Annotated in this window: 25 protein-coding genes; 9 read left to right on the top strand and 16 right to left on the bottom strand. The window is 56.4% G+C overall.

Annotation, left to right across the window (positions count from 1 at the left end; genetic code table 11):
• Positions 1-206 precede the first annotated feature (206 nt).
• On the top strand, positions 207-1,199 hold the full coding sequence (locus IFT53_RS07315) for a glutathione S-transferase family protein (protein WP_192064212.1): 993 nt from the start codon (positions 207-209) through the stop codon (positions 1,197-1,199).
• A gap of 3 nt (positions 1,200-1,202) precedes the next feature.
• Here the strand turns inward: IFT53_RS07315 and IFT53_RS07310 are convergent, their stop codons facing one another.
• The gene (locus tag IFT53_RS07310) at positions 1,203-1,601 is read right to left on the bottom strand and encodes an NUDIX domain-containing protein (protein WP_192064478.1); all 399 of its coding nucleotides are present in this window, start codon (positions 1,599-1,601) and stop codon (positions 1,203-1,205) included.
• A gap of 228 nt (positions 1,602-1,829) precedes the next feature.
• On the opposite strand from IFT53_RS07310, the gene IFT53_RS07305 reads away from it, so the two are divergent.
• Entirely contained in the window at positions 1,830-2,795 is a 966-nt protein-coding gene (locus IFT53_RS07305) for a metallophosphoesterase family protein (RefSeq protein ID WP_192064479.1), read from the top strand.
• A 51-nt stretch (positions 2,796-2,846) separates the two neighbouring features.
• On the opposite strand, the gene leuA is transcribed toward IFT53_RS07305, so the two are convergent.
• Entirely contained in the window at positions 2,847-4,553 is a 1,707-nt protein-coding gene (gene leuA / locus IFT53_RS07300; protein WP_192064213.1) for a 2-isopropylmalate synthase, read from the bottom strand.
• A gap of 299 nt (positions 4,554-4,852) precedes the next feature.
• A complete protein-coding gene (locus IFT53_RS07295) occupies positions 4,853-6,037 on the bottom strand; it encodes a benzoate/H(+) symporter BenE family transporter (protein ID WP_192064214.1) in 1,185 nt (394 codons plus the stop codon).
• A 163-nt stretch (positions 6,038-6,200) separates the two neighbouring features.
• On the opposite strand from IFT53_RS07295, the gene IFT53_RS07290 reads away from it, so the two are divergent.
• On the top strand, positions 6,201-6,875 hold the full coding sequence (locus IFT53_RS07290; protein ID WP_192064215.1) for a spermidine synthase: 675 nt from the start codon (positions 6,201-6,203) through the stop codon (positions 6,873-6,875).
• Here IFT53_RS07290 and IFT53_RS07285 read toward each other — a convergent pair.
• The gene (locus tag IFT53_RS07285) at positions 6,872-7,261 is read right to left on the bottom strand and encodes a winged helix-turn-helix transcriptional regulator (protein ID WP_192064216.1); all 390 of its coding nucleotides are present in this window, start codon (positions 7,259-7,261) and stop codon (positions 6,872-6,874) included. The genes IFT53_RS07290 and IFT53_RS07285 overlap by 4 nt on opposite strands.
• A 98-nt stretch (positions 7,262-7,359) precedes the next feature.
• Here IFT53_RS07285 and IFT53_RS07280 point away from each other — a divergent pair, with 98 nt between their 5' ends.
• On the top strand, positions 7,360-8,421 hold the full coding sequence (locus tag IFT53_RS07280) for an SDR family oxidoreductase (RefSeq protein ID WP_192064217.1): 1,062 nt from the start codon (positions 7,360-7,362) through the stop codon (positions 8,419-8,421).
• Positions 8,422-8,505: 84 nt separating this feature from the next.
• Here IFT53_RS07280 and IFT53_RS07275 read toward each other — a convergent pair whose 3' ends face one another.
• Positions 8,506-9,087, bottom strand: a complete 582-nt coding sequence (locus IFT53_RS07275; RefSeq protein ID WP_042617342.1) for an ATP-dependent Clp protease proteolytic subunit — start codon at positions 9,085-9,087, stop codon at positions 8,506-8,508.
• Positions 9,088-9,305: 218 nt separating this feature from the next.
• Here IFT53_RS07275 and IFT53_RS07270 point away from each other — a divergent pair, with 218 nt between their 5' ends.
• Both IFT53_RS07270 and IFT53_RS07265 read left to right on the top strand, forming a co-directional pair.
• Positions 9,306-9,896 carry a HupE/UreJ family protein gene (locus tag IFT53_RS07270; protein WP_192064218.1) on the top strand — a complete coding sequence of 197 codons (591 nt, stop codon included), beginning with the start codon at positions 9,306-9,308 and terminating at the stop codon, positions 9,894-9,896.
• 111 nt (positions 9,897-10,007) lie between these two features.
• Positions 10,008-10,778, top strand: a complete 771-nt coding sequence (locus IFT53_RS07265; protein ID WP_192064219.1) for a DUF2076 domain-containing protein — start codon at positions 10,008-10,010, stop codon at positions 10,776-10,778.
• A gap of 17 nt (positions 10,779-10,795) precedes the next feature.
• Here the strand turns inward: IFT53_RS07265 and queF are convergent, their stop codons facing one another.
• The 6 genes from queF to IFT53_RS07235 form a co-directional block, all read right to left on the bottom strand.
• A complete protein-coding gene (queF, locus tag IFT53_RS07260; RefSeq protein WP_042617345.1) occupies positions 10,796-11,260 on the bottom strand; it encodes a preQ(1) synthase in 465 nt (154 codons plus the stop codon).
• Positions 11,261-11,263: 3 nt separating this feature from the next.
• A complete protein-coding gene (locus IFT53_RS07255; RefSeq protein WP_192064220.1) occupies positions 11,264-12,181 on the bottom strand; it encodes a cation diffusion facilitator family transporter in 918 nt (305 codons plus the stop codon).
• 134 nt (positions 12,182-12,315) lie between these two features.
• Complete coding sequence (locus tag IFT53_RS07250; protein ID WP_192064221.1) at positions 12,316-12,951, bottom strand: LysE family translocator; 636 nt, start codon at positions 12,949-12,951, stop codon at positions 12,316-12,318.
• Between the two features lie 37 nt (positions 12,952-12,988).
• The gene (locus tag IFT53_RS07245) at positions 12,989-13,690 is read right to left on the bottom strand and encodes a TIGR02117 family protein (protein ID WP_192064222.1); all 702 of its coding nucleotides are present in this window, start codon (positions 13,688-13,690) and stop codon (positions 12,989-12,991) included.
• A 69-nt stretch (positions 13,691-13,759) separates the two neighbouring features.
• Positions 13,760-15,949: an anthranilate synthase gene (locus IFT53_RS07240; RefSeq protein WP_192064223.1), complete on the bottom strand. Its 2,190-nt coding sequence runs from the start codon at positions 15,947-15,949 to the stop codon at positions 13,760-13,762.
• A gap of 82 nt (positions 15,950-16,031) precedes the next feature.
• Positions 16,032-16,214 (bottom strand): hypothetical protein, encoded by a 183-nt coding sequence (locus IFT53_RS07235; RefSeq protein ID WP_192064224.1) that lies wholly within the window; start codon positions 16,212-16,214, stop codon positions 16,032-16,034.
• On the opposite strand from IFT53_RS07235, the gene IFT53_RS07230 reads away from it, so the two are divergent.
• Positions 16,215-17,072, top strand: a complete 858-nt coding sequence (locus IFT53_RS07230) for an extensin-like domain-containing protein (RefSeq protein WP_192064225.1) — start codon at positions 16,215-16,217, stop codon at positions 17,070-17,072. It begins immediately after the preceding gene.
• 55 nt (positions 17,073-17,127) lie between these two features.
• Here the strand turns inward: IFT53_RS07230 and IFT53_RS07225 are convergent, their stop codons facing one another.
• Positions 17,128-19,374 (bottom strand): TonB-dependent hemoglobin/transferrin/lactoferrin family receptor, encoded by a 2,247-nt coding sequence (locus IFT53_RS07225; protein WP_192064226.1) that lies wholly within the window; start codon positions 19,372-19,374, stop codon positions 17,128-17,130.
• A 314-nt stretch (positions 19,375-19,688) separates the two neighbouring features.
• On the opposite strand from IFT53_RS07225, the gene IFT53_RS07220 reads away from it, so the two are divergent.
• Positions 19,689-20,210: a TIGR00645 family protein gene (locus IFT53_RS07220; RefSeq protein ID WP_082249857.1), complete on the top strand. Its 522-nt coding sequence runs from the start codon at positions 19,689-19,691 to the stop codon at positions 20,208-20,210.
• A 241-nt stretch (positions 20,211-20,451) separates the two neighbouring features.
• The gene (locus tag IFT53_RS07215) at positions 20,452-21,168 is read left to right on the top strand and encodes a helix-turn-helix transcriptional regulator (protein WP_192064227.1); all 717 of its coding nucleotides are present in this window, start codon (positions 20,452-20,454) and stop codon (positions 21,166-21,168) included.
• A gap of 31 nt (positions 21,169-21,199) precedes the next feature.
• Here IFT53_RS07215 and IFT53_RS07210 read toward each other — a convergent pair whose 3' ends face one another.
• The 4 genes from IFT53_RS07210 to IFT53_RS07195 all read right to left on the bottom strand — a co-directional run bounded on the left by IFT53_RS07210 (position 21,200) and on the right by IFT53_RS07195 (position 24,876).
• A complete protein-coding gene (locus IFT53_RS07210; RefSeq protein ID WP_192064228.1) occupies positions 21,200-22,396 on the bottom strand; it encodes a DUF2333 family protein in 1,197 nt (398 codons plus the stop codon).
• Positions 22,397-22,606: 210 nt separating this feature from the next.
• On the bottom strand, positions 22,607-23,632 hold the full coding sequence (locus IFT53_RS07205) for a hypothetical protein (RefSeq protein WP_192064229.1): 1,026 nt from the start codon (positions 23,630-23,632) through the stop codon (positions 22,607-22,609).
• 93 nt (positions 23,633-23,725) lie between these two features.
• Positions 23,726-24,175: a pseudoazurin gene (locus IFT53_RS07200; RefSeq protein WP_192064230.1), complete on the bottom strand. Its 450-nt coding sequence runs from the start codon at positions 24,173-24,175 to the stop codon at positions 23,726-23,728.
• A 119-nt stretch (positions 24,176-24,294) separates the two neighbouring features.
• The gene (locus tag IFT53_RS07195; protein ID WP_192064231.1) at positions 24,295-24,876 is read right to left on the bottom strand and encodes a thymidine kinase; all 582 of its coding nucleotides are present in this window, start codon (positions 24,874-24,876) and stop codon (positions 24,295-24,297) included.
• Positions 24,877-25,019: the final 143 nt, after the last annotated feature.

Genomic DNA, 25,019 nt, shown 5'->3' with positions numbered 1-25,019 from the left:
GTAGTGCGGTCATAAAGCAGAACTTCCTCAGAATTGTGATAAACGCCGATATCAGGAAAATTCCGACGCGTCCAGAACAAATCCGTGGCCAGAACCATTTACCTTGTGTGGCGAATCATAAACGAAACGCACTGTTCACTGCCTCCAGGGTTCGCCTGCGCTCGCGCATGGCTTACAGTGCGCCAACAACCATAAGGAGATCGCAGATGGGTATGCTGGTCGAAGGTGTCTGGAAGGACGTCTGGTACGACACCAAGGAAACCAAGGGCCACTTCAAACGCAGCGCCTCGCAGTTTCGCAATTGGGTCACCGCAGATGGCGAAGCAGGTCCTTCCGGCAAGGGTGGCTTCAAAGCGGAGAAAGATCGCTACCATCTCTATGTCTCTCTGGCCTGCCCTTGGGCGCATCGGACGCTTATTTTTCGCAAGCTGAAAAAACTGGAAGACCTCATTTCCGTTTCAGTCGTCGATCCGCTGATGCTGGAAAATGGCTGGGAATTCAAAGCTGACGACGCCCGCACGCCGGGCGCAACGGAAGATCATCTGTTCGGGTTTTCAGCGATGTGGCAGGTCTATACCAAGGCGGACCCTGTCTATTCCGGCCGCGTGACCGTGCCTGTGCTGTGGGACAAGCACCAGGAAACCATCGTTTCAAATGAGTCCGCAGACATCATCCGCATGTTCAACTCAGCCTTTGATGGCCTGACAGGGTCGACAAGCGATTTCTATCCGCAGGCTCTGCGCGGCGAAATCGACACCCTCAATGATCGCATCTACGACACGGTGAATAATGGTGTGTACAAGGCGGGCTTTGCCACCACGCAGGAGGCCTATGAGGAGCACGTCGTCAAAATATTTGAAACGCTCGACATGCTGGAGGAGCGCCTTGCAACAAAGCGATACTTGCTTGGTTCAGACCAGACGGAAGCAGACTGGCGGCTGTTTACCACGCTGGTGCGGTTTGATCCTGTCTATGTCGGCCACTTCAAATGCAACATCAGCCGCATTCATGATTACCCAAACCTGACTGGGTATCTGCGGGATCTCTACCAGACGTCAGGCGTGCCGGAGACGGTCAATATGCGGCATATCAAGGAGCATTATTACCGTAGCCACAAGACCATCAACCCCACCGGCATCGTGCCTGTCGGGCCTGAACTCGATCTGGATAAGGCGCATGGCCGGGAACGGCTGGGCTAAAACCTACCAATAGTCATCGGGTGCCCTGTCGCCCGCCAGTTCCGCAAGACGCCTGCGGGTGGCGGGCGTCGTGCCTTCAGGCAAAGCGTCCAGAGCAAAAAATCCGCTCTCGCTGATTTCGCGGTCTGGCACTTTCGCAACACTTTGCGTGACCTCAAGCCGATAAAACATCACATGGTCGCGGTCGCTGGTGCGGTTGTTGAAATAGACATGGATGAGCTGAGGCGCAGAGCTCGCAACAAGGTTGCCCTCCTCACGAATTTCCTTGTGAAGTGCCGCCACGCAAGTCTCGCCACGCTCGACACCGCCGCCGGGCATATGCCAGCCCGGCACATAGGTGTGGCGCACCAGAAACACCCGACCCTGCCCATCGAAGCAAGCGGCGCGGCCCCCAAGCGTCATCCCGCGACGAAAGAAGAAGAACGTGTGCAGCAGGCGTTTGGCAACATTCCGCAGCAATTGCCGGAACCCTTCGCCCCGCCCATGGTTTTCAGTCACGTCTCAACTCTCCGTCAACTCAAGTAAGATACCCCGGATAGGGCTTCACTCTCACACGTTCAGCGCTTATCCCTTTGAAAAATCGAGATTTCGCATTGTACGCTCCAACATGGATAGATTATGTCTGAACGCATGTTTAAACTTGCCCATATTTCCGACATTCATCTCGGCCCGCTGCCGAAGCTCACCTTTCGCGAACTCGCATCCAAGCGCATTCTTGGGTTTGTGAACTGGCGTCTCAACCGCCGCAAGCATCTTTTCAGCGATACGCTGGAAAAGATCGTCGATGATATGGAAAGCAGGGCGCCGGACCATATCGCCATTACGGGGGATCTGGTCAATCTGGCTACCGGCATCGAGATCCGCGCTGCCGCAGACTGGCTTGAGGAAATCGGCGACCCGCTGAAGGTGTCGGTTGTGCCGGGAAACCATGACGCCTATGTGCCCGGCGCGCATGACAAGGCCATGGCCGCATGGTACCCCTTCGTGCGCGGTGATGGAGACCCGGAGAACTGGGACGAAGACCGCAAGATTTTCCCCTATATGCGGGTTCGCGGTCCCGTTGCCATGATCGGCTGCTCCACATCGATAGCCACGCCACCTTTCTCCGCCACTGGATATTTCGGACGCAGACAGGCTCGCGCCACCGCGCAATTGCTGAAAGAAGCGGGCGAAAAAGGCCTGTTTCGTGTTGTCATGATCCACCACCCACCCATCAGGGGCGCTGCGGCCACCCACAAGCGCATGATCGGCATTCGCCGCTTCGCCGCCGCCATTGCCACCGGTGGCGCAGAACTCGTTCTGCACGGCCACACCCACCTCAACACGGTCTACTGGCTGAACACCCATCGCGGGCGTGACCACACGCCGGTCGTGTGCATAGCCTCCACCAGCCAGGGCCCGGGCGGCAAGAAGCCACGCGCGGGATACAATCTCTTTCACATCGATGGTGGCCCCGGCACATGGGACGTGACCTGCGAACGCTACGGCCTCAACGAAAAAGCCACAGGCGTTGAGTTGGAAGACGTGCGGGTGTTTTACAGCAATGGCAAGCCGCTCGGCTTCGCCAACCCCGCCGAACAGGGCAACAAAGAATAATCCGGGAGATAGTCCCCATTCCTGTTGATAGCACAGGAATGGGGATGATGCTTATTTCGCGCGCGCTTCCAACACCCGGTTAGCGGCGGAAACGATCGCTTCCAGCGATGCTCCAACAATGTTGGTATTGATGCCCGCACCGAACAGCTTGCCGCCGGGATGCTCCATCTCGACATAAGCGATGGCCGAGGCGTTCGAACCGTGCTGCAGCGAGTGTTCGGAATAGTCATTCACAGAGAGGTCGATGCCCAGATAGGTCGACAGCGCATTGATGAAGCCATCGATGGGGCCGGTGCCTTTTCCTTCGATGCGCTTGATCTCACCATTATCCGTAATCTCAGCCGCAACAACGCGCATGCCCTTGAAATCACCAGCTGGATAGGTGTGGTGATCCACAAATTTCAGCCGCGCGTCAGACTGCGTCACATACCGCTCGATGAAGTGTTCGTAGATGCGCTTGGCGGGCAGCTCGACACCTTCTTCATCGGTGATGCGCTGGATCTCCTCGCGGAATTCCACCTGAAGATTGCGCGGCAGGTTGATGCCGTAATCCTCGTTCAGAATATAGGCGATGCCGCCCTTGCCGGACTGCGAGTTGATACGGATGATAGCCTCGTAGGAACGACCGACATCCTTCGGGTCGATGGGCAGATAAGGCACTTCCCACACAGGGTGGTTGGCAACCTTGATCGCCTTCATGCCCTTGTTGATCGCATCCTGATGCGAACCAGAGAACGCGGTGTAGACCAGTTCACCCACGTAAGGATGACGCTCGGGGATCGTCATTTCGTTGGAATATTCGTAGACCGACTTGATGCGCTCGATATCGCGGCAGTTCAGCTCGGGATCGACACCCTGCGTGTACATGTTCAGCGCCAGCGTCACGACATCGACATTGCCGGTACGTTCACCATTGCCGAACAGAGTACCTTCCACACGGTCGGCACCCGCCATCAGACCCAGTTCCGTGGCGGCAATGCCAGTGCCACGGTCATTGTGCGGATGCAGCGAGATGATGACGTTTTCGCGGTTGTCGATGTTGCGGCACATCCACTCGATCTGGTCGGCATAGATGTTCGGCGTTGCCATTTCCACGGTCGAAGGCAGGTTGAGGATCAGCTTGTTGTCTGGCGTTGGCTTGACCACCTCGACCACTGCGTTGCAAATCTCCAGCGCCACTTCCAGTTCAGTGCCGGTAAAGCTCTCGGGGGAATATTCGAAACGATATCCGCCACCGGCCTTAGCAGCCATGTCGGTAATCATCTTGGCCGCATCAACCGCGATCTGCTTGATGCCGTGAACATCCTTGCCGAACACCACGCGGCGCTGCAATTCCGATGTGGAGTTGTAGAAATGGATGATCGGATTTTTAGCGCCCTCCAGCGATTCGAAGGTGCGGGTAATCAGTTCCGGCCGGCACTGCACCAGCACCTGCAGGGAAACATCTTCGGGCACACCGCCCTGCTCTACACACCAGCGGGCGAAATCGAAGTCTGTCTGCGATGCCGAGGGAAAACCGATCTCGATTTCCTTGAAGCCCATCTCCAGCAACAGCTTGAACATGCGCGCCTTGCGGTCATGCCCCATGGGGTTGACCAGCGACTGGTTACCATCGCGCAAATCCACTGAACACCAGATCGGCGCCTTGTCGATGGTTTTCGATGGCCAGGTGCGGTCCTTGATGTCGATGACTGGGTATGGGCGATACTTAACGTTGGCGTCCGGCATGCCCTTGGAAATTGGTGTCTTGGCGTCCATTATCTTGCTCCTTCCACGCATCGCGGGCTGAAAGCCGTCGTCGAATGCGCACCCTAACGGGTCTTAAATCCAGTAAAATGAAAATTTTGACTTGAGGAGCGTTCGCACCAGCGGGCTTTCGGCCGCCGGGCGCTCCTCACTGGACCCGGCAACCGCGTGTAAGGTCGAGGCTAAGAAGCGAGAGTGCACCGCATGGGCAAGCCTTCGCAGAAATCTGCGTGCTCATCCCTGATATGGTTGCGGTGCAATGGGTCATGCGAATCTTATAAGCGGCGAAATTTTCAGTTGCAAGGGCATCTTCACTTTTTCAGGCGTTTCACAAATCGCGTCAGCAGCATCATCAATCCACCACCGAGAAGGCCCCAGAATGCGCCCGAAATGCCGCCAAAGGACAGGCCGGATGCGGTGATGAGGAAGGTGATGGCAGCGGCTTCACGGGTGTCTGGCTCCTTGAAAGCCGCAACCGCAGAACCGGAAAATGCAGCTACCAGTGCAAGCCCGGCAACCGCCTGAATGAGCACAGGCGGTGCAAGCGCCACGAAAGCGGTGACCACGCCTGCCAGAAGGCCGAAAATAATGTAGCCGACACCGCTGATGATGGCAGCCCAATAACGACGGCTGGGGTCGGGATGAGAATCTTCGCTTGCACACATGGCGGCGGTAATGGCAGCGAGATTGACCGCGTGGCCACCGAATGGCGTTGCCAGCAACGAGAAAAAGCCTGTTGTTACGAAGAGTGGCCCCGGTTCGGGATGGTAATTATTGACCTTGAGCACGGCGATGCCGGGAATGTTCTGCGAGGCCATGGTGACGATGAACAGCGGCAGCGCCATGGAAACAATGGCTTGCAGATGAAACACAGGCATCACGAATTCCATCGGCGGCGCGAGCGACTGCAGCACGCTATCCATGGCACCCGGAGGAATATCCACCCCGAAGATCATGACCAGCGTAAAGGCCGCAAGTGCTGCGGGCACTGCAAACAATCGATTGATGGCCCCGACGACGATCCATGCCAGAATGATGGGCAGGCCAAGCGCCGGATTGAAGCCGATGGCCTTGATGGGCGCGAAACAAAGGCCGATGATGACGCCGGATAGCATTGCATTGGCAAGCGGTGCAGGAATGGAGGCAACCGCCCGGCCCAGTGGCTTGAACAGACCCGCAATGATGATCAACCCCGCGCAGATGATGAAGGCACCAATGGCACCCGCAAACCCATCCTCGATAATGCCTGTCGTGGCCAAAAGCGCAGCGCCCGGCGTGGACCATGCGATAGAGACGGGAAGCCGCGTTGTGGCCGACAGGACAATGGCACAGATGCCCATGGAAACCGACAGGGCCATCAGTCCCGACGCAGCTTGGTAATCCGTTGCGCCGACAGCCTTCAGGCCTTGCAGAACCACGGCGAATGAACTGGCAAAACCCACAAATGCCGTGAGGCACCCCATGAAAAGGCTTTGGAGCGAAAAATCTTTCAGCATATGGGGGCTCTTGCAATGGGAAACGATAATCTCCGTCACAGATCAAAAAACGCGAGCGCTGACAAGCCGCATATGGCCGCCAGGCCGCCTGCAGGGCGCGGTTGTTCTCATCTGTCTGCCCGTGTAGATGTTCCATCTGATAAAATGCACAGCGAGAAATCAGATGCTTCCTTGGATAGAACTGGACCGAGCCGCCATTCCGGGCGATGGCACCGAGCTGCGCCTCAAGCAGCGCGGCCAGGAATTTTCTATCATGCTCGGTTCAAACGAGCTGATGAACAGCCGGCTGAGCGGCTCCGAGGAAGCGCTGGCAACGCTTTCATGCGAACGCATTGCAGGGCGACCGAACCAGAGCATTCTGATCGGCGGGCTGGGCATGGGCTTTACCCTGCGGGCAGCTTTGGGCGCATTACCGGCGGACGCAAGCGTGACCGTCGCTGAACTGGTGCCGGCGGTCGTTGCCTGGGCGCGTGGCCCGATGGCAGATTTGCACAAGGGCACGCTGGATGATGCCCGCGTGGACATTCATGTCGGAGATGTCGGTGCGCTCATCCGCTCGAAAAAAGCTGTTTATGACGCCATTCTCCTGGATGTCGATAATGGCCCGGATGGCCTGTCACGCCCATCGAATGACAGCCTCTATGATGCCGATGGCCTGCAAGCCGCGAGATCCGCCTTGCGCCCGAAAGGCGTACTCGCGGTGTGGTCTTCAGGGCCGGACGCCGCCTTCACGCGCCGCCTGCGGCAGGCCGGTTTCGCTACCGACGAAGTCAGCGTTCGCGCCAATGGCAAGCGCGGCGGTGCGCGCCACACGCTGTGGCTTGCTTCCAAAGCTTAAGGCTGAGCGTTGCGCCGCGAGGTTGACCGCTCTCCTAGTTGATCCAGCGCATCGGCATTGTCCCTGCCCCAGGCATAGAGCATCTCCACAGGCTCCAGAAACCTGTTGCCGAGTGCTGTCAGAGTATATTCCACGGCGGGTGGCCGTGTTGCGTGAACATGGCGCGTAATAAGCCCGGTGCGCTCCATCTCCTTCAGCGTCTGCGTCAGCATCTTCTTCGAAATGCCCGGCAGGCTTCGCTCCAGCACGCCGGTGCGGGCCGTTCCCTCATGGAGAGTATGCAGCGTGTGCAAGATCATGCTGGTCCATTTGGTCGAAAACAGCTCCAGCACGCGCCTCGGCGCACAATCCTCGCGCCATTCCGCTTCGTGGCTTCCCGGTTTCATCGTGGTCACCCTTTGGTATCCATGTCCCCAATCCGTGCCGTCTACACGACACTATGCGGAATGCCTAATTATAGCTCTTACAAAAATGGAGTTCGAGCATGGTTAAAACGGCATTGGTGGTAGGCGCAAGCGGGATCGTGGGAAGCGCTACGGCAAATCTTCTGTTGGAACAGGGTTGGCGGGTCTATGGCCTCTCGCGCAAACCGGCGCAGCACGCGCACATCATTCCCGTTGCGGCCGATTTGCAAAACGCGACTGAAACGGCAAAAGCCCTTGTGGATGTGAAACCCGACGCCGTTTTCATCACCACATGGGCGCGTCAGGAGAGTGAAGCCGAAAACATCCGCGTCAATTCAGCCATGGTGCGCAATCTGCTGGATGGCCTGAGCTTTGGTCGATCCACACGCCATGTGGCACTGGTTACCGGCCTCAAGCACTATCTCGGCCCTTTCGAAGCCTATGGCAAAGGCAAGTTGCCGCAGACGCCGTTCCGCGAGGAGCAAGGCCGCCTCGACGTGGAAAACTTCTATTACGCGCAAGAGGACGAAGTCTTCTCAGCGGCCAAACGTGATGGTTTTTCATGGAGCGTCCACCGCCCGCACACTGTCATCGGTCAGGCAGTCGGCAATGCCATGAACATGGGCACGACGCTGGCCGTCTATGCGACCCTGTGCCGCGAAACAGGCCGCCCCTTCCGCTTCCCCGGCTCTTCCGCGCAATGGAATGGCCTGACGGACATGACGGATGCCAAAATTCTGGCCAAGCAACTGCTCTGGGCCACGGAAACGCCAAAAGCGAAGAACGAAGCCTTCAACATCGTCAATGGCGACATTTTCCGCTGGAGCTGGATGTGGGAGCGCATTGCCGACTGGTTTGGCATTGAGGCCGCTCCATTCGATGGCACTGTCATTCCGCTGGAAGAGCAGATGAAGGATGACGCCGAAATCTGGCAGAAAATCGCGCTCCGCGAAAACCTTGCCGAACCCGACCTCAACCGCCTGGCATCGCCATGGCACACGGACGCCGATCTCGGTCGCCCTCTTGAGGTTGTGACAGACATGGGCAAAAGCCGCCGCATGGGGTTCCTGGATTACCAGCCGACGGATGACGCGTTCTTCGCGCTATTCGAGACGCTGCGTGGTGATCGGCTGATTCCCTGAACTCAATGAGGGCCAGCAAGACATGAAAAAGCCCGCGCCGGTTTGAGACCAGCGCGGGCTTTTGAAATTTCAAATGTCGAACTCTTAAAGTTCGGACTGGCTTTCAACGATGCGGCCAACGAGACCGTATGCCTTGGCTTCTTCGCCGCCCAGCCAGTAATCGCGATCGATATCCTTGGCGATCTTTTCTTCCGTCTGGCCTGTTGCCTTGGAGAAGATCGTGATCAGGCGCTTGTTCATCTTGATGATTTCGCGTGCCTGGATCTCGATATCGGATGCCATACCGCGTGTGCCGCCGGATGGTTGGTGCAGCAGGAAGCGGGTGTTTGGCAGGCAGAGACGACGCTCTTTCGGCACCGACACATAGATCAGCGCACCAGCGGAAGCGACCCAGCCCGTGCCGATGATGTAAACCTTCGGCTTGATGAACTTGATCATGTCGTGAATGCTGTCGCCGGATTCGACGTGGCCGCCGGGCGAGTTCACGTAGACGCGGATGTCGTCATCGCTGGCTGCGGCAAGTGCCACGAGCTGCGTGCAAACCTTCTGCGCCAACTCCTGGGTGATGCCGCCATAGATGAAGATCGAACGCGACTTGAAAAGATTCGCTTCCGTTTCCTTGCCGATCGGCAGTTCCTTGCTCTTGTCGTCTTCGTCTTCGTTCATGTGGCGGTCTCCAACGTAATTCATTACCTACCGGACATAGTGTGATTTGTGTCGTAAAACAATGAGCGAAAAAGGCAAGGCGCGGAACTGCTTAATAAACAAGGCACCGTCAAATGACGCATGGACAGCCTATTCGTCCCTACGATATCGTTAATATCTGGACTTGCCAGGGCGACCCAAGCGCCTTGCCTCCTGTTTGAAAGATTGAAGAGGGAACGATGTTCAAAAGACTATCACTCACTGCTGCAACGCTGGCCGCAACCACACTCCCGGCCTTCGCCCATTTGAACCCGGAAGAACACGGCTCCTTCATGGCAGGGTTTTCACATCCGCTGTTCGGTGCCGATCATATTCTCGTCATGGTCGCCGTCGGCATCTGGGCAGCCCAGATCGCTACATCTGCAGATAATCGCAAGGCTCTGCTGATAATCCCGGCAGCTTTCGTCAGCACCATGGCAATCGGCTTTCTGTTGGCTCTTGGCGGTATCGAACTGCCATTCGTTGAACCGGCAATTCTGGCCTCCATTATCGCGCTTGGCCTGCTGGTTGCCATGGCAACCCGCGTTCCGGTGAGCGTTGCGGCTGCCATCGTCGGCGTGTTTGCGCTTTTCCACGGTCACGCGCATGGCGGCGAATTGGGCAGCGCAGGTGCGCTTCAATTCGGCGTCGGCTTCGTGGTCGCCACTATGGGCCTTCATGTTGCAGGCATCGCGCTTGGAATGGCCATTGCAAAGCTTGGCACCGTCGCAGTGCGCATCCTCGGTGGATTGACCGCACTCACAGGTCTTTCGCTGGTCTTCGGCGGCTGAAGATCGAGGTCTTCAACCTTACAAAAATGTAAGGCGCAGACGGCTTTTAAAAGTCGAAATTGAACCCTACTTCCTTGGTGTGCGTTTCTCGGCACGCCAAGGAGGCTACCAATGTCACCAGAAGAAACCCAACTCATCAGATCCCTGTTCGACAGGGTCAAGTCTGCATCCTCAACGCCGCGCGATCCTCAGGCGGAAACGCTGATCTCGCAGGCCGTGAAGGACGATCCCTCCGCCCCCTATTATCTGGCCCAAGCCGTCATCGTGCAGGAAAAAGGGCTTGAAGCGGCAGCGGTACATATTCGCCAGTTGGAAGAGCGCATTCACCAGCTCGAAAGCAGCAATCCCGCACCACAGGCCGCCCAACAAGGTGGCTTCCTCAGCTCGATTTTCGGTGGCCCCCAGCAAGCATCCGCTGCACCTGCGCCAGCGCCGAGCTATCGCAATGACATGTCAGGTCAATCTCAGCCTTCTCAGGCGCAGGGACCATGGGGACGAAGCAACGATGCTCCGCAGCCCAGTGGCCCTTGGAGCAACCAGCAGCCCTCGGCCTTTGGGCGTGCGAGCGGTGGCAGCGGAGGTTTTCTGCAAGGGGCGCTGGGCGCGGCAGCGGGCGTTGCCGGTGGCATGCTGCTGGCCAATTCCCTCAGCGGCATATTTTCCAATCATGTTGCCTCATCCGGTTGGGGATCTGGTCTCGGTGGTGCGGGAACTGCCGCAGCGCCAGTCGAGGAAACCGTCATCAACAACTATTATGGTGATGACAACAAGCAGCAGGATGTCGCCAGCAATGACGACAACTCTGATGTGCAACAGGCTGACTACGACGACAGCGCAGACGACGCTGATTTCGACTCAGGCGACAGCGGCTCTCTCGTCTGAGTAGATCGGGTTCGGGGTTAGCCGCGACCGCGATAGGTCGCGACCCCCTGCTCGGGAAGCCAGACGCCCTCTGGCGGTGCGCCGGTCTGCCAGAATACGTCGATTGGGATACCGCCGCGTGGATACCAGTAAGCGCCGATTCGCAGCCACTTGGGTTGAAGCAGGTCTACAAGGCGCTTGGCGATATAAACCGAGCAGTCCTCATGAAACGCACCATGATTGCGGAAGGAATGCAGAAAAAGCTTCAACGACTTGGATTCCACGAGAAAATCACCGGGAATGTAGTCGATGACGATATGGGCAAAATCCGGCTGCCCGGTCATGGGGCAAAGCGACGTGAATTCCGGCGCAGTGAAGCGCACGACATAATCCGTACCGGCATTGCCATTCGGCACTTTTTCCAGAACGGCCTTTTCAGGGCTTTCGGGGGAAGCGACTTGCGCGCCCAGCTGCGACAGGCCGGAAACATCCGTGACTGACATGGTTCAAACTCCTGCTTCTTGAAACTCTACCCGAACGCCATGAGCCTGTTCACTTTCAGGCTCCACATGAATGGCGAGGACGGCACCGGGTATCACGCCCTTTATGGCATCTTCAAGCCGGTCGCAAATTTCATGCGCTGCTCCCACGGATAAGGCCGAGGGAACCACCACGTGAAAATCGATAAAGGCAACCGCCCCTGCCCTGCGCGTCTTGAGGTCATGGACGCCGAGAATGCCAGTCGAGTTCTCCGCAATGGCTTTCTTGATAGCCACATCTTCGTCCGGCTCCACAGCACGGTCCATAAGGCCGCCGAGGGAATGCAGAATGACCTTGGAACCCTGAAACAGGATGTTGATGGCAACGACAATAGCCAGAACCGGATCAAGAATGGCGTAGCCCGTCATGATTGCCAGAACCAGACCGATCAGAACACCACCCGAGGTGACCACATCCGACATGATGTGGTGTCCATCTGCCAGAAGTGCCGGAGAGGAATGCTTCTTTCCAACGCGGATGAGAATCGTTGCCCATATGCCATTTAAAATACCAGCAAAGGCGTTGATGGCGAGACCAAGCGCCGGTGCATCCGGCAGGCGTGGCGCCATCAGGCCACTCCACGCTTCCTTGACGATGAGAAGAGCTGCAACGACGATCAGCACGCCCTCGACCACAGCGGACAGATATTCCGCCTTGTGATGACCGAACTGGTGATCGTCATCGGCGGGCTTTTGCGCGTAGCGGATCACGAAATAGGCGATGAAGGCCGCGACCACATTCACGGTGGATTCCAGGCCATCCGACAACAGCGCGACCGAGCCGGTGACCCACCAGGCAGATAGCTTCAGGCACAACACCATAATGGAAAACGGGATGCCCCAGAAAGCGAGTTTCCTGACGAGCGCGTGACCCTGTTCGTTCATGTCCTGTCCCCATGCGGTTGCGAATGAATTGCAGAATTGGACCCCAAAACGCACGAACCGCGCGCACGGATGGCTCCGTGCGCGCGGTTCATTTAAGCGGCTTCTATGATTAAAGCCGTCGCCAGGTCAAGAGATTACACGCGGCTTATTAGCAACTTGATACCGGCAAAGGTAAAAAACAACGCAAGAACCGTTTCAATGTAGCGCTTGGAGCGCTGGTAAATACGGATGGCCGGGGCTGTGGAAAAGACCAGCGCGTAACCGCAGAATATGACCATGCCCAGCAAGCCACAGCCGCCGATGATGGCGACAAGCGTCGAGGCGCCAGCGCCCGGTTTCAGAGCCAGCGACATGATGGCGATCCAGCCGAGAATGGCCTTGGGGTTCGTCAGGTGCAGCAACAAGCCGCGACGGTAGAGCTGCCAGTATTCAGCGCGACCGACTGGTGTTTCATCGACAATGGCCTGAGCAGCCGCTGGAGAGAAAGCTGAACGCGCAGATTTATAGGCGAGATAGAGAAGATAGATGCCGCCTGCGATCTTAATGAAAAACAGAGCGTTGGCATAGGTCGCCAGAACGGCGGAAAGTCCGGTGGCGGTGAGCGCTGCCCAGAACAGCGAGCCGGTCATGACGCCCATGGCCAGAACGAGCGCCGGTGCCCGACCACGGCTCATGGCGATGCCCATGATGGTCATGTTGCTGGGGCCGGGACTGGCCACGGCGATGATATAAGCAATGTAGACCAGCAATAGCTGGTGAAAGTCGATCATCGTCGCGCGCCCCTGTCCAAAGAAATCCAGATTGTGGTCATCGCTGTGTTCTTGTCAACGATGGAGCAGCATCGTTGTGCAACCACAGTGAGGCAGAAAGCAGTGGCGGCAAAGGCGTCCACCACCCGGTACGCAGACCAGCTTGCCGAAGTGCTGCCGCCGTCCAGGTGTTGCAGCCGAGCAGGACGTTGAAATACCCATTCGCCTCGAAAAACACGTCATATTGTCCGTAGGACTGCCCGATGAGCGGTATTCTTTTGCCTTCGACCTCAGCAAAGCTGCCAAGAATGAAATCCAACATATCCCGATACCCATTCTCAGAAAGATCGAGCGCCGCGACATGGGGTTCGGTGGGGGAAATCTCGCCTGCAAGGGCGATGTGCATGACCGAGCGGTCGAGCGTCAGACTTTTCAACACCGGCAACGGCTTCAAATCGGCCCATGTCGGCGTTTGCGTGTAAAATGCCCGCCCGCCCCAGCCGAAAATGAGATACCGCACGCCGGGCTCCTCAATAGCAAGGCTTGCCTCACGCAAGAACGCAAAACGCTCCAGCAGCTCGGCATCAACCGGCAGGGCGATATCCGTGTGGATGGGATTATCGAGAATGAGGATGCGGCGCGATGGCTGCGCGGCCACAGATGCGTGGTCTTTGGCTACGGGTGCGGGAACCAGCGTGCCCAGCGCGATGATGCAGAGAATAAGCGTGAACGCGATGCTCAGATATTTGAAGGCCTTCACTCAGCATCACCCACGTCGCTAAAGGGAAACGGCGGCGCTTGAATACGCCGCCGATTGTCTTTGATGCCCTCAGGCAGCTTTGGTCTTTGCCTTCCGCACCAGATGCGTCACCACGTTTTCGATCATCCGCATGCCAGCATCGCCGCCCAGCGTCATGATGGATTCCGGGTGGAACTGAACGGCTGCGACCGGTTCCTTGCTGTGCTCGATGCCCATGATCGTGCCATCTTCGCTTTCTGCGGTGATGATGAAATCGCGGTGAAGCGTCGCCGGGTCGGCAAAAATCGAATGGTAACGACCCACGGTGACTTCCTTGCCGAGGCCTGAAAACACCAGACCGGGTTCCAGTACGCGAATGCGCGATGGCTTACCGTGCATGGGAACGGCCAGTTGACGAAGCTCGCCGCCATAGGCTTCCGCCAGCGCCTGAAGACCAAGGCATACACCGAAGATCGGCAGATCGCGGGACCGTGCCGCCTTGATCGTCGCCTTGCAATCGAAATCGCTTGGGTTGCCCGGTCCGGGAGACAGGACGACGAGGTCAGGCTGGAAGCGATCAAACACTTCTGCTGCCACCGGAGAGCGCACGGTGGAGACCGTGGCGCCCGTCTGGCGGAAGTAGTTGGCCAGCGTATGCACAAAGCTGTCTTCATGGTCGACCAGCAGGATTTTGACGCCGGTGCCGACCTTGGCAGAATCCCGTTGGGTCGCTGCGGAGTTCTGGCCCTTTGCATCGCGAATGGCAGATATCATGGCTGATGCCTTCAATTCGGTTTCGGCTTCTTCTTCCTGCGGGTTGGAATCGTTGAGCAAGGTGGCCCCTGCCCGCACCTCCGCAATGCCATCCTTAATGCGGATGGTGCGCAACGTCATGCCCGTATTCATATCACCGTTGAAGCCGACCATGCCGATGGCGCCGCCATACCAGACGCGCGAGCTCTTCTCATGGGCTTCGATGAAGCGCATGGCCCAGAGCTTTGGCGCACCGGTAACGGTGACAGCCCATGCGTGAGACAGGAAGCCATCAAACGCATCCATATCGTCGCGCAGGCGGCCTTCAATGTGGTCAACCGTGTGGATGAGGCGCGAATACATCTCGATCTGGCGGCGACCGATGACCTTCACCGATCCCGGCTCGCACACGCGGCTCTTGTCGTTACGGTCAACGTCGGAGCACATGGTCAGCTCCGACTCATCCTTCTTGGAATTGAGCAACTTGAGGATCTGCTCACTATCGGCAATCGGGTCTTCGCCGCGCTTGATGGTGCCTGAAATCGGGCATGTCTCGATGCGGCGACCGGAGACGCGCACGAACATTTCCGGCGAAGCGCCAACCAGATATTCCTGATGGCCAAGGTTGATGAAGAAGGAGTAAGGCGATGGATTGATGGCTTTCAAACGGCGCGAAATGGCCGAAGGATTGCTGTCGCAGCGCTCCATGAATTTCTGGCCGGGCACAACCTCAAACAAATCGCCCCGACGGAAGCTTTCCTTGGCGTGCGTCACCAGCTGCGCATATTCGCCGGGGTGGTGATCTCCGCGCGGCGGAATGGTGTCCGTCTTTACGAATGGCTCAGGCGCGATATCCTGAGGCTTGCCAAAGGTGGTGACGCCGTCCTTTTCGAAATCATAACGGTCGATCCAGGCCTTTGCGGAATGGTGATCCACCACGAGAATCTCATCGGGCAAAAACAGAACCATGTCGCGCTGGTCTTCGGGGCGCTCCAGCGAGAGCTTGATGGCGTCGAACTGGAAAGCAAGATCGTAACCGAAGGCCCCGAACAGACCGATGGCCGAATCGGCGCTGGAATAGAACAGGTCCACAATGGCGCGAAGGGCCGTAAACACGGTTGGGATTTTCGAGCGTTCTTCTTCCGTAAACACCCGGTCCGGCTCGTTGACGGCGAGGTCCAGACGGCGGGCGGTGGAGGCGCCGAGCGTCAGATCAGGCGTTGCCTTCAGCTTCTCGGTGATGAACGACAGAAGCGCTTCGCCACGGCCATTATAGGCTTCGATCCACATGGTGCGGCCAAAGCAGGAAATGCCAAGCGGCGGGTCGATGATGGCGGTATCCCAACGGGTATAGCGACCGGGATATTCATAGTTTGACGAAAAGACCACACCCCGGCGCTCATCCAGCCCCGATACATAGCTGTCGATTGCCGTTGCGTACTCTGCGGGACGGCGCTGACGTGTCACTTTCACGCCGCCCTTGGTCTCGTATGTTTCCGAGCCGTCATCCTGAATAATCGTTACCATCTCTTCCGCTTCCCGTTTCTAAAGCCCGATGAGAGGGCGGCATAAAACAAAAAAGCCGCCTGAAACTTCGGGCGGCTTGGACTTAGTCTAGGACATGGGTGCTCAAGGCCGCGTAAAGCTGCCCCACCACCAGATAGCAATGTTCTTCGACTGTGTGTTCATGGAGCAAATTGTTAGCGGCAACCGCACGCGATGGCAAGCGGATTTGAACCGAAAGCATGTTGAAGCGTTGAGCCTGTGCCGCAATGGGGGACTGATCGGTCACATGCTTTTCCGCCTTATGATAATCGCAGCCAGTGGGCTGCTGATCTCCGCCTCGCAACCGCCGCAGGATGTGCCGGTTCCCCAGCCCAAACCGGAGCAGCAGGACGCAGCGCCCGCAGCCGCCCCTACTGCTTCTCCTACGGAGAAAAAAGCAGAGGACGCGCCGGTTCCACCACCTGCAGAAAGCACCGTGCCGAAGCCGGAGGAAAAACCGGAACCCAGCGCAAAGCCGGATGAGCCAAAGAAAGAAGACGAGAAAAAGCCTGAAGAGCCGCCGCGCGATCCGGTAAAGGCAGAAAATCCCGAAGAGCTCAAAGCCTGCCTTACAGAACTCAAAGAGCTAGGTGCGCAATTCAAGGAACTTCCGCCGATCCCGGGTGAAGAGGACGGCTGCGGCATCGCTTCGCCGCTCGAACTCTCCGTGGTGATCCCCGGCATCAAACTGGAGCCGGAAGGCACGATGCGCTGTGAAGCAGCCCTTGCGCTCTCGCGCTGGGCCAAGAACGTTGTGGTCCCGACGGCAAAAATCGCTTTGCCAGACAGAAGCGTCACCGCCTTCGGCAATGCCTCGACCTATATTTGCCGCAACCGCAACAGTGCAAGCACCGGCAAGATTTCCGAACACGCAAAAGGCAGTGCTGTCGATATTGCGACACTGACCTTCGACAAGGGCGAACCGCTTGTCATGAAGCCGCGTGGCGAAGACGGCACCATGGAAGGCGCGTTCCAGCGCACCATTACCACCGCCGCATGCCTCTTCTTCCGCACCGTTCTCTCTCCCGGCAGCGACGCCACCCACCAGGATCACCTCCATATGGATGTGCTGGAGCGCAAGGGCGGGTACTTATATTGCCGTTAAAACGGAAAAGGCGGGACACGTAGCCCCGCCTTTCCTTTGCTGAAAAACTCGCTCACTAGAACGTTTGCGTGAGAGAGACCTTGAAGGAGCGACCGGCTTCGGAATAGAAATCGACCGGCTGGTTGGCACTCGACACAGTCGTCGGATTGACATCGCGCACCCCGACTGCATTCCAATACTTCCTATCAAACAGATTGTAGACGCCTGCCTGGATACGCAGTCCCTTTGTCTGCTCTGGCTCCCACCAAGCAGTCAGGTTTGCAATGCCATAGCCGGGCGCATCGAAGGTGTTGGCCTTGTGGTCGTCACGCATTCCGGAAGTGAAGATGCCGGTCAACTCTGTGCCCCAGACTTCAGCAGAATATCCTACACCCAAAACAGACTTGAATGGAGCCACCGTGCGGATCAACTCGTTGTTGTCGGTGTCCTTGCCGTAGGCGTATGCAAGCGATCCATGCGCGAAGAAGCCATTGGCAAATTCTTTGCGGACCTTCGCTTCGACACCGGATATTTCAACATGGGCCCGGTTGCGATAGGTAAACAGCGAACCAAAGGGGCTGCCCGAGCCAGGAACACCCGGCGTTGCGGGGGTTGGAAACAGGCTTGTCGTCGTCTGATATTGCTCGATAAAGTTCTTGTATTTGTTGTGGAATACCGCAACCCGACCTTTCAGATCGGCAGTATCGTAATTCGCACCAATCTCGAAGCCATTGCTGGTTTCCGGCTCGAGCTCAGGATTTCCCTCAACTGAATAACCACGCGAGATGCTGGGGAAGCTGAGATAAAGCTCATTCACGGTTGGTGCGCGGTAAGCCATCGACCACTGCGCAAACAGTTCTACCTCGGGCGTCAGATCATAGCTTGCCATGAGCTTTGGCGAGAAGCGCGAACCATCCCGATCTTTGGGAAGGCCCAGCGTCGCATAGGCCGAATGCGTAGCGATATCGCCTGATGGGTCGTAGTCGAAATAGTCGAAGCGGATGCCGGGCGTCAGACGAAAGCCAGTATTGGCGAAAGCAATTTCGTCTTCTGCGTAAAGTCCAACACGACGGCCATCGACATGCGGAATATCTGCCGAGGAGGCGGCTGAGGACGCCCCCGTGACCGAGGTGAACCACTCTTTGAAGTCGAAGACCGAGACATCTCCGCCAATACGGACCGTGTGATTGAGATTTTCCGTGTCAAAGGTGGAAACCAAACCGCCGGTGAGACCAAACGTGCTTTCGCGCATGGAATCATCACGAGCGATAGGAGCATTGCTAAGCTGCAAACCACCCGAACCGGACTCTTTAGACAAGGCCTGCCAGTAGCCAGTCAGACGGGCTGAATCGATCAACATATCCGCCGATGGCGCCTCGAACTCGTAATCGATCGACAATCTTTCGCGCAACGTATCATCATAACCGGAATAGGCGCCGGGCAGATATGTGCCGTGCAGCGTCTTCAGATCCGTGTCGCTTTTCAACTGGAAACGCTCGGCCGTAAAACCGATACGATGGCCACCTTCTAGATCCTGCCGGAGCTTGAACAGCAGGTTATTCTGATCGTAATCACCGGGGTTTGGAGTGGTGCGACGAATTCCAAGGATATCGTTGGATCCATTGTTATCTGTTTCCTGCCCGCGCTTGTACGCGCCCTGGAAGAGAACAGAGGTGTTCTCGATCCTGCGCGCAACGCCAACGGCTCCACCAACACTCTTGTCTTCGCTATCATAGGTCAGCTTGGCAACACCGCCCCAGTCACGCCCATCCTTGATCAGATCTTCTGGTTCCAGTGTTTTCAAGACCAACGCACCGGCCAGCGCACCTGAGCCGATGCGGCTAGAATCGGAGCCACGGATGACGTCGACAGCAGAAAGAGCCGAGAAATCAAAGCTGGAGGCACCGCTGCTCATGGTCGACGTTGCCTGACCTGCGCGGGCAAAATTTTCGAAAAACGGAATAGGAATGCCGTCCACAAGCGTGACAACGCGAGCTCCGCCGAGACCACGCACGAACAATCCACCAATCCGACCAGGCTTGGGATCCACGTAATCAACACCGGGTTCTGTGGTGTTGCCGAGATCACCAAGGCTCGTAATGTCTTTTTTTCTGATCTCTTCCGCAGTCGTCCTGCTTGCCAGCGGCGTGTTGGCTGCAACATCGCCCGCCTTGACGCGCTTGCCCTTGACCGTAATGCGCTCGAGAACGGTCGTGCCGTTGTTTTGAGCAGTTGTTTCCTGAGCATGACCTGCGGAATTGCTGGAAACGAGCGCCATAGCTGTGCAAACCAGCAAGGCTGATTGAGAACCGCGGATCGTCATTGGAACCCCCTGAATGCGAGCACACGAAAGCGCGCGGCAACGCGAGGTGCCGTCGCAATGTGGCTTGATAAATACCCTTAAATCTTCACGGCCCCGCCGTGGTTCGAGACCTATAAAACATGATTATTAGAGTCAATTATTAAAATATGATTTTTTGTCTCATATATCTCAGGGCGCCTCACTGTTGCAGAAATATTACGCCTACATTCCCGTGCGGCGCGGTTTGATAGCAACCTTGAACCTTTTTGGGAGACTGCCTAGATCAGTGCACGAAAAGCCATTGTTCACCCATTCAACCAATCTGGAAAGATCCGATGAAATCTCTGGAGCTACTCGTTGAACGCATCATATTGTCCAGCCGATGGCTTCTCGTCGTGTTTTACCTGGGCCTGGTGGCTGCTCTGGCCGTCTATGCCATTTCCTTCGGATTCAAATTCCTGAAAATCGCGGGGAATGTTTTCGTCTACACGGATGCAGAGATGATTCTGGCAATGCTGGCGCTAATTGACGCCGCACTGGTGGCAAGCCTGATCGTTATGGTGATGATCTCCGGCTACGAGAACTTCGTCAGCCGGTTCGACGAAGGCGAAGACAAGGTTTCGTTCCTCGGCAAGCTGGATGCGGGTAGCCTCAAGATCAAGGTTGCGTCATCCATCGTTGCCATCTCCTCTATCCACCTCCTGCAGATTTTCTTGAATGCGAACCAGTATTCAGACAGCAAGCTGATGTGGTTTACGATCATCCATCTAGCATTTGTGGTCTCTGCGGTGATGCTTGGCTATCTCGAACAGTTGATGTCCAAGACAAAGAATGTAAAAGAAAAGTCGGATTTATAAAATCGAGAAGATATTATTAGACTTTTATTTAAATCTTAAAGAAAACATTGGCGCCTATCCTGTAGTGATGCGCGCCATTGCAAATGCAAAGTGACGTCAAGGTTTTTTAAGAAGTCATTTGAATTAAAAGTATTTGGAATAATGTCTGAACAAGGAACCAAACTTGAAATAAAGAGTGGAATTTTCGGAGGATTTGTATATTTGTCACCGTTAACATAGTAATTTTATGAACGAAAACATTATGATCGCGCTCGAACGGCAATCACTGATTGGTAGAGAGTTATCGGCGGCAGAGAGCCGCCCGCGTTGGTTGCAAGTTCTTCAGGGCGCTGCAAAGGAATTCGGCTATACCTATGCAAGCTTGATGCGCGTGCCGCGCATCGGCGAAGATTTGCTTGCCACAACGCTCGTCGAAACATCCCTTCCGATGCGGTTCATCCGCGAATATGATGAGCTGCTATTGCTCCGTTACTGCCCGGTCCTGCCGAGGGTAGCAACATCCATGGTCCCGCAATCATGGAACATGAAAGACCTCGATGAGAGCAAGCCGGAAGTAAAACGGATTCTCGCGCTGCTCACGCAGTCGGGCGTTACGAACGGACTGCTTGTGCCAACGAACTCCGTAAACGGAGACAGGCATCTGGTGCGTTTCGATGGGAGTTGCGAAGAACCGTCGCAAACTGCCAAGAATGAAATCGGCATGATTGCCATCCATGCGTTCGACGCCTATGAACAATTGCGCCGGACGGAAATGGCAGCGACCCGCAAGCTGACAAAGCGTGAGCTTGAGGTCATCCACTGGACATCTCAGGGCAAGACATCAGCCGAAATCGGGCAGATTCTGTCTCTGTCCGATCACACGATCAATGCCTATCTGAACAATGCTATCCGCAAACTCGATTGCGTCAACCGCACACAACTCGTCGCTAAATCGATCCGCCTCAAGCTGATCAGCTGACGCCCCCTCGAAGGAAGCGCCAGCCTGAATCTTATCTGTCCAGAACAGATCTGAGTTCAACAAGGTTCGAGCGCACTCTCAGCACATAAAAGCCCATCGTCGCCAGATGTGATGGCATGATCCAGCCGCTCTCATCGCCATTCGAGATCATGAATGGTTGAATACGCAGCGCAGCGCGCGTCTGTAGCAGCGTATCATTCCACAGGCTCGTCAGGTTACGTTCACGGATGACCTGAGAAAAATCGGCGCCGGCAGCCGAGAGAATGCCGTAATAGCCGTAAAGCTGACCGTAAGCGAACCAGAACCGATCATCCGCCCGCGTATCGAACCAGCCGCCATTGTAGTTTTCCGAACGCTCGCGAAGAATGGCTGATGTCCCGCCAATATCGTTGGCAATGCGATCAATGAACTGGATGAGGTTATCGGCGCGGCCATCGAATACGGAATTGCACTGCGAAAGGCTGACATTGAACTTGCGCAGGCTTTCAGCCGCAGACCGGTAGTAGCTCGGGCTAGGCGTCTTCGGGCCGAATGGGTTCAGGCCGAAATACCAGGAATATTCGTCGAACTGAAGATTGCCGCGTGCGCTCTGCAAGTTGGCGTCAATACCGGATGTGCCACGGACTCGGCCGATCGAATCGACCAGCTCGACCGAAGTCCGGCGGACAGCCTGATTGACGCCGCGCTGGAATGACGCCTTGTTATCCAGAAACGGCGTGCTGTCCCAATCCATGCCGAACAGGCCGAGACGGTATAGCAACATGGAAGAAATCCATGAATTCTGGTCCACATTATAGTCGATCAGATCCGCTGACATATCGACAATTGCCGAACTCTGGCAGCTTCTCGCCTGCGCGACAACGGGCGCTGGCGCGGTGGCAGTGGCTGGTGTCTCAGAGTTGGAGGTCGACGCCGGAGCTGCAGCGGGGGCGACCGCTGCTACCGGCAGCTCCTGGCCAGCGGCCAGCGTCCGTTCGGAAAATTTGTAATTGTTGACGTAATCAGGATTGAAGTTGGTCCAGACCTGCGTCTGCCAGATGAAATACCCATAGAGGCCAACGAGGAAGACAAGCGCTGCGGCAATCGGCACCTTGATGAAACCCTGGCGGTTTCCATACCAGCCACTCACAGCGCGGAACGGCCAGAAAAGCCATGCGATCACAACAGATGCACCTCTCCCAAGCGCTGCGAAAATACGCTTGAAAAACGCGATGACCGGATCGAGCATTGTTGAACTCTCCTTAGCGCATGGCCCGGAACCAAGTGGCGACCCGAAAGACCTTATGCCCAGTTTGACCAAGCTGGAGAATTCCACCCATTAAGGCGGCCTGAACTCCAGTACGACAACCATGACGATCCAGACCGGATCGACCGTCCTTCACATATGGTGCCGAAAGCCATGATACAACGGAACAACAAGCGTTTTTCCCAACCAGATTTATTGGGCACCCGCTTTTGCTGTGTCGGACCTGCGTAAAGACAGCGCCTGATCGGCCCGCGCCTTGCGTTTCTCGATATCCTGCATGGTCACAGTGCCCTGCGTGTGTAGCATCAACAAAGGCAGAAAAGCGCCAAGCGGTATTGCGTCAGGCTCATCTTCGGCTTTCGAGGAATGCGGGCGCGCATTCGCCAATAGCGGTTCCATCGATCCATAAACGGCATCATAGAGTTGAATGCATCGCTCCGCCTCAACAGAAATCTTGTTGATGGTGAGCGTGAAGACAACCATGAGGTCGTTCAGCACATCTATCAAATCAGCCAGCAGTACGGCCTGGCGATCAAGAATCTGATGGGCATCAGCCAGCTTCTCGCGCTCAAGCAGAACTTCCGCATGGCGGGTGCCAGCCTCCTCTTCCTCCGCCCGCAATGCTTGCTGGCGATCCTCATCGCTGGCATTGGTGATCTTGCGTCTCACCGTGCCGATCAAGGCTGCCAACTCCCTGTCGCGCTGCCGCGCCTCATCCACGGCAGACACAATGCCGCGACGCTTTTCCATGCTGGACAGGATTTGCGGCTCGCACGAGAGGACCAACGGAGAAAACCACTTTTTTGCGTCATCGATCAGGCCGTGCCCGGTCGCAGCCTCCAGAAGCAGCATCCTCAGACCCTCGGCAATGGCCAATTTTCTCGTGCGGATGACCTTGAAGGATGGCGCTTCCCTGCGTCTGAAGAATGCCATGAAGGCCTGAAAGCCGCTCACTTCGTCAACAGCATCGAAAGCAGCATAAGCACGGTCGGTACGCACTGAGATATCGTGAATGAGAGCCAAAAGAGCGGCTTCGAAGTCCGCCTTCATGGCACGCAGTTGTGCGATGTGCGCAGTCTCATTTTCGTAGACGCCGTTTGAAGAGCCTTCGGGGACGACACCCAGCGCGGCTGCGAGCTGCACGGAAAGTGCGTGCACCCGCTCCGCATCGCCTCTAGCCTTTTCTATCAGGCTATCAAAAGGCGGCAATTTTCCCATGAGTGGTCGTCTCCCGAATCGGTTGGCGCGCAAGAGCGCCGCTCATATCAATATGCGCGACCTTTTCTCAATGCGGGAGATGAAAACAGCAAATCAAAGATTGAGCGTTGCGATCTCTGCATCCAGCACGTCGCGCGCCTTCTTGGGCAACTTTCCAGCTTTGACGGCATCCAGATTGGCAGGCGCATCGCCAACCACTACAAGTGCTACCATGCCCATGCCCATGTGAGGCGTGCACTTGAAGACATAAGCCCCTTCTTTTTCAAGCGTGACCTTCAGGGCCTCGTTCATCTTGCCCTTGAATTCCTCGGCACCGTCAGGGATCATGCCCTTAACCGCCGCTGCATCATGGCCCTTGTCGACAGGTACGAAGGTGATGACATCGCCGATGTTTGCCTTGACGGCTGCTGGTTCAAACACCATCGCCTTGCCATCAGCGCCTTTGTTGAGCATCTTGATTTCGATCTCGGCAGAGATGGCAGGAACGGTCAGAAATCCGGCAAGCGCGATACCGGTCAAAAGGCGCAGAACAGTGTTTGTCATGAGGCTAACTCCAGTGCGAAACCGCAACAATGCGGTCTCTTCGTCACCGGTCCTATCCCTGCGCGGCGCTGCGGTCCTTGACCAAAATCAAATGGGCCAATCTGTCGCAGAGCGGGATTTCATTCTCCTTTGACGGCCTCTACCCAGTGGCGGCGGCAGAAGGAGACGTATTTCTCATTGCCGCCAACATCAATCTGCGCGCCTTCCTTCACGACCTTGCCGTCGGAATCGAAGCGCGCCACCATCGAGGCCTTGCGCCCGCAATGGCATATCGTGCGAATTTCGCGCAACTCATCGGCAATCGCCAGAAGCTCTTTAGATGCCGGGAAAAGCTTGCCCTGGAAATCGGTGCGCAGCCCATAGGCCATGACCGGCACGCCAAGAGTGTCGGCAATGGCGGCCAGCTGCCAGACATGGTGCTCCGACAGAAAATTCGCCTCATCGATGAAGACGCAGGCCACAGGCTCTTGCGCATGCAGTTCCTGCACCACCTTGAAGATATCTGTCTTGTCATCGAACACCAGCGCATCAGAAGACAGGCCAATGCGAGACGCAACCTTGCCGAAGCCGGCGCGATTATCGAATGCAGCGGTGAAAATCACAGTGCGCATGCCGCGCTCATGATAATTATAGGACGCCTGCAAAAGCATGGTGGATTTGCCGGCATTCATTGCCGCATAGTTGAAATAGAGCTTTGCCATCTTGCCCTCCAGGCCTGTGTTGGCGTCTTTTGCAGGCTGGAGCAGACAAAGGGCAAGACCATGGCGGCAATAAACACAGCTTTTGCCGCAACCCTAAAGTGCGACGTATTTTTTTTCGCCGTGTCGCAATTGCGCGTGAGTTG

Source organism: Rhizobium sp. CFBP 13644, assembly GCF_014842165.1.
Classification (GTDB): domain Bacteria; phylum Pseudomonadota; class Alphaproteobacteria; order Rhizobiales; family Rhizobiaceae; genus Agrobacterium; species Agrobacterium tumefaciens_C.
The sequence above is the reverse complement of the archived record's forward strand: the minus strand, read 5'-3'. Positions and strand labels throughout refer to the sequence as shown.

Coding starts and splice junctions, on each gene's coding strand:
- IFT53_RS07315 (WP_192064212.1), top strand. CDS start 207: ATGGGTATGCTGGTCGAAGGTGTCTGGAAGGACGTCTGGTACGACACC.
- IFT53_RS07310 (WP_192064478.1), bottom strand. CDS start 1,601: ATGACGCTTGGGGGCCGCGCCGCTTGCTTCGATGGGCAGGGTCGGGTG.
- IFT53_RS07305 (WP_192064479.1), top strand. CDS start 1,830: ATGTTTAAACTTGCCCATATTTCCGACATTCATCTCGGCCCGCTGCCG.
- leuA (WP_192064213.1), bottom strand. CDS start 4,553: ATGGACGCCAAGACACCAATTTCCAAGGGCATGCCGGACGCCAACGTT.
- IFT53_RS07295 (WP_192064214.1), bottom strand. CDS start 6,037: ATGCTGAAAGATTTTTCGCTCCAAAGCCTTTTCATGGGGTGCCTCACG.
- IFT53_RS07290 (WP_192064215.1), top strand. CDS start 6,201: ATGCTTCCTTGGATAGAACTGGACCGAGCCGCCATTCCGGGCGATGGC.
- IFT53_RS07285 (WP_192064216.1), bottom strand. CDS start 7,261: ATGAAACCGGGAAGCCACGAAGCGGAATGGCGCGAGGATTGTGCGCCG.
- IFT53_RS07280 (WP_192064217.1), top strand. CDS start 7,360: ATGGTTAAAACGGCATTGGTGGTAGGCGCAAGCGGGATCGTGGGAAGC.
- IFT53_RS07275 (WP_042617342.1), bottom strand. CDS start 9,087: ATGAACGAAGACGAAGACGACAAGAGCAAGGAACTGCCGATCGGCAAG.
- IFT53_RS07270 (WP_192064218.1), top strand. CDS start 9,306: ATGTTCAAAAGACTATCACTCACTGCTGCAACGCTGGCCGCAACCACA.
- IFT53_RS07265 (WP_192064219.1), top strand. CDS start 10,008: ATGTCACCAGAAGAAACCCAACTCATCAGATCCCTGTTCGACAGGGTC.
- queF (WP_042617345.1), bottom strand. CDS start 11,260: ATGTCAGTCACGGATGTTTCCGGCCTGTCGCAGCTGGGCGCGCAAGTC.
- IFT53_RS07255 (WP_192064220.1), bottom strand. CDS start 12,181: ATGAACGAACAGGGTCACGCGCTCGTCAGGAAACTCGCTTTCTGGGGC.
- IFT53_RS07250 (WP_192064221.1), bottom strand. CDS start 12,951: ATGATCGACTTTCACCAGCTATTGCTGGTCTACATTGCTTATATCATC.
- IFT53_RS07240 (WP_192064223.1), bottom strand. CDS start 15,949: ATGGTAACGATTATTCAGGATGACGGCTCGGAAACATACGAGACCAAG.
- IFT53_RS07230 (WP_192064225.1), top strand. CDS start 16,215: ATGCTTTTCCGCCTTATGATAATCGCAGCCAGTGGGCTGCTGATCTCC.
- IFT53_RS07225 (WP_192064226.1), bottom strand. CDS start 19,374: ATGACGATCCGCGGTTCTCAATCAGCCTTGCTGGTTTGCACAGCTATG.
- IFT53_RS07220 (WP_082249857.1), top strand. CDS start 19,689: ATGAAATCTCTGGAGCTACTCGTTGAACGCATCATATTGTCCAGCCGA.
- IFT53_RS07215 (WP_192064227.1), top strand. CDS start 20,452: ATGATCGCGCTCGAACGGCAATCACTGATTGGTAGAGAGTTATCGGCG.
- IFT53_RS07210 (WP_192064228.1), bottom strand. CDS start 22,396: ATGCTCGATCCGGTCATCGCGTTTTTCAAGCGTATTTTCGCAGCGCTT.
- IFT53_RS07205 (WP_192064229.1), bottom strand. CDS start 23,632: ATGGGAAAATTGCCGCCTTTTGATAGCCTGATAGAAAAGGCTAGAGGC.
- IFT53_RS07200 (WP_192064230.1), bottom strand. CDS start 24,175: ATGACAAACACTGTTCTGCGCCTTTTGACCGGTATCGCGCTTGCCGGA.
- IFT53_RS07195 (WP_192064231.1), bottom strand. CDS start 24,876: ATGGCAAAGCTCTATTTCAACTATGCGGCAATGAATGCCGGCAAATCC.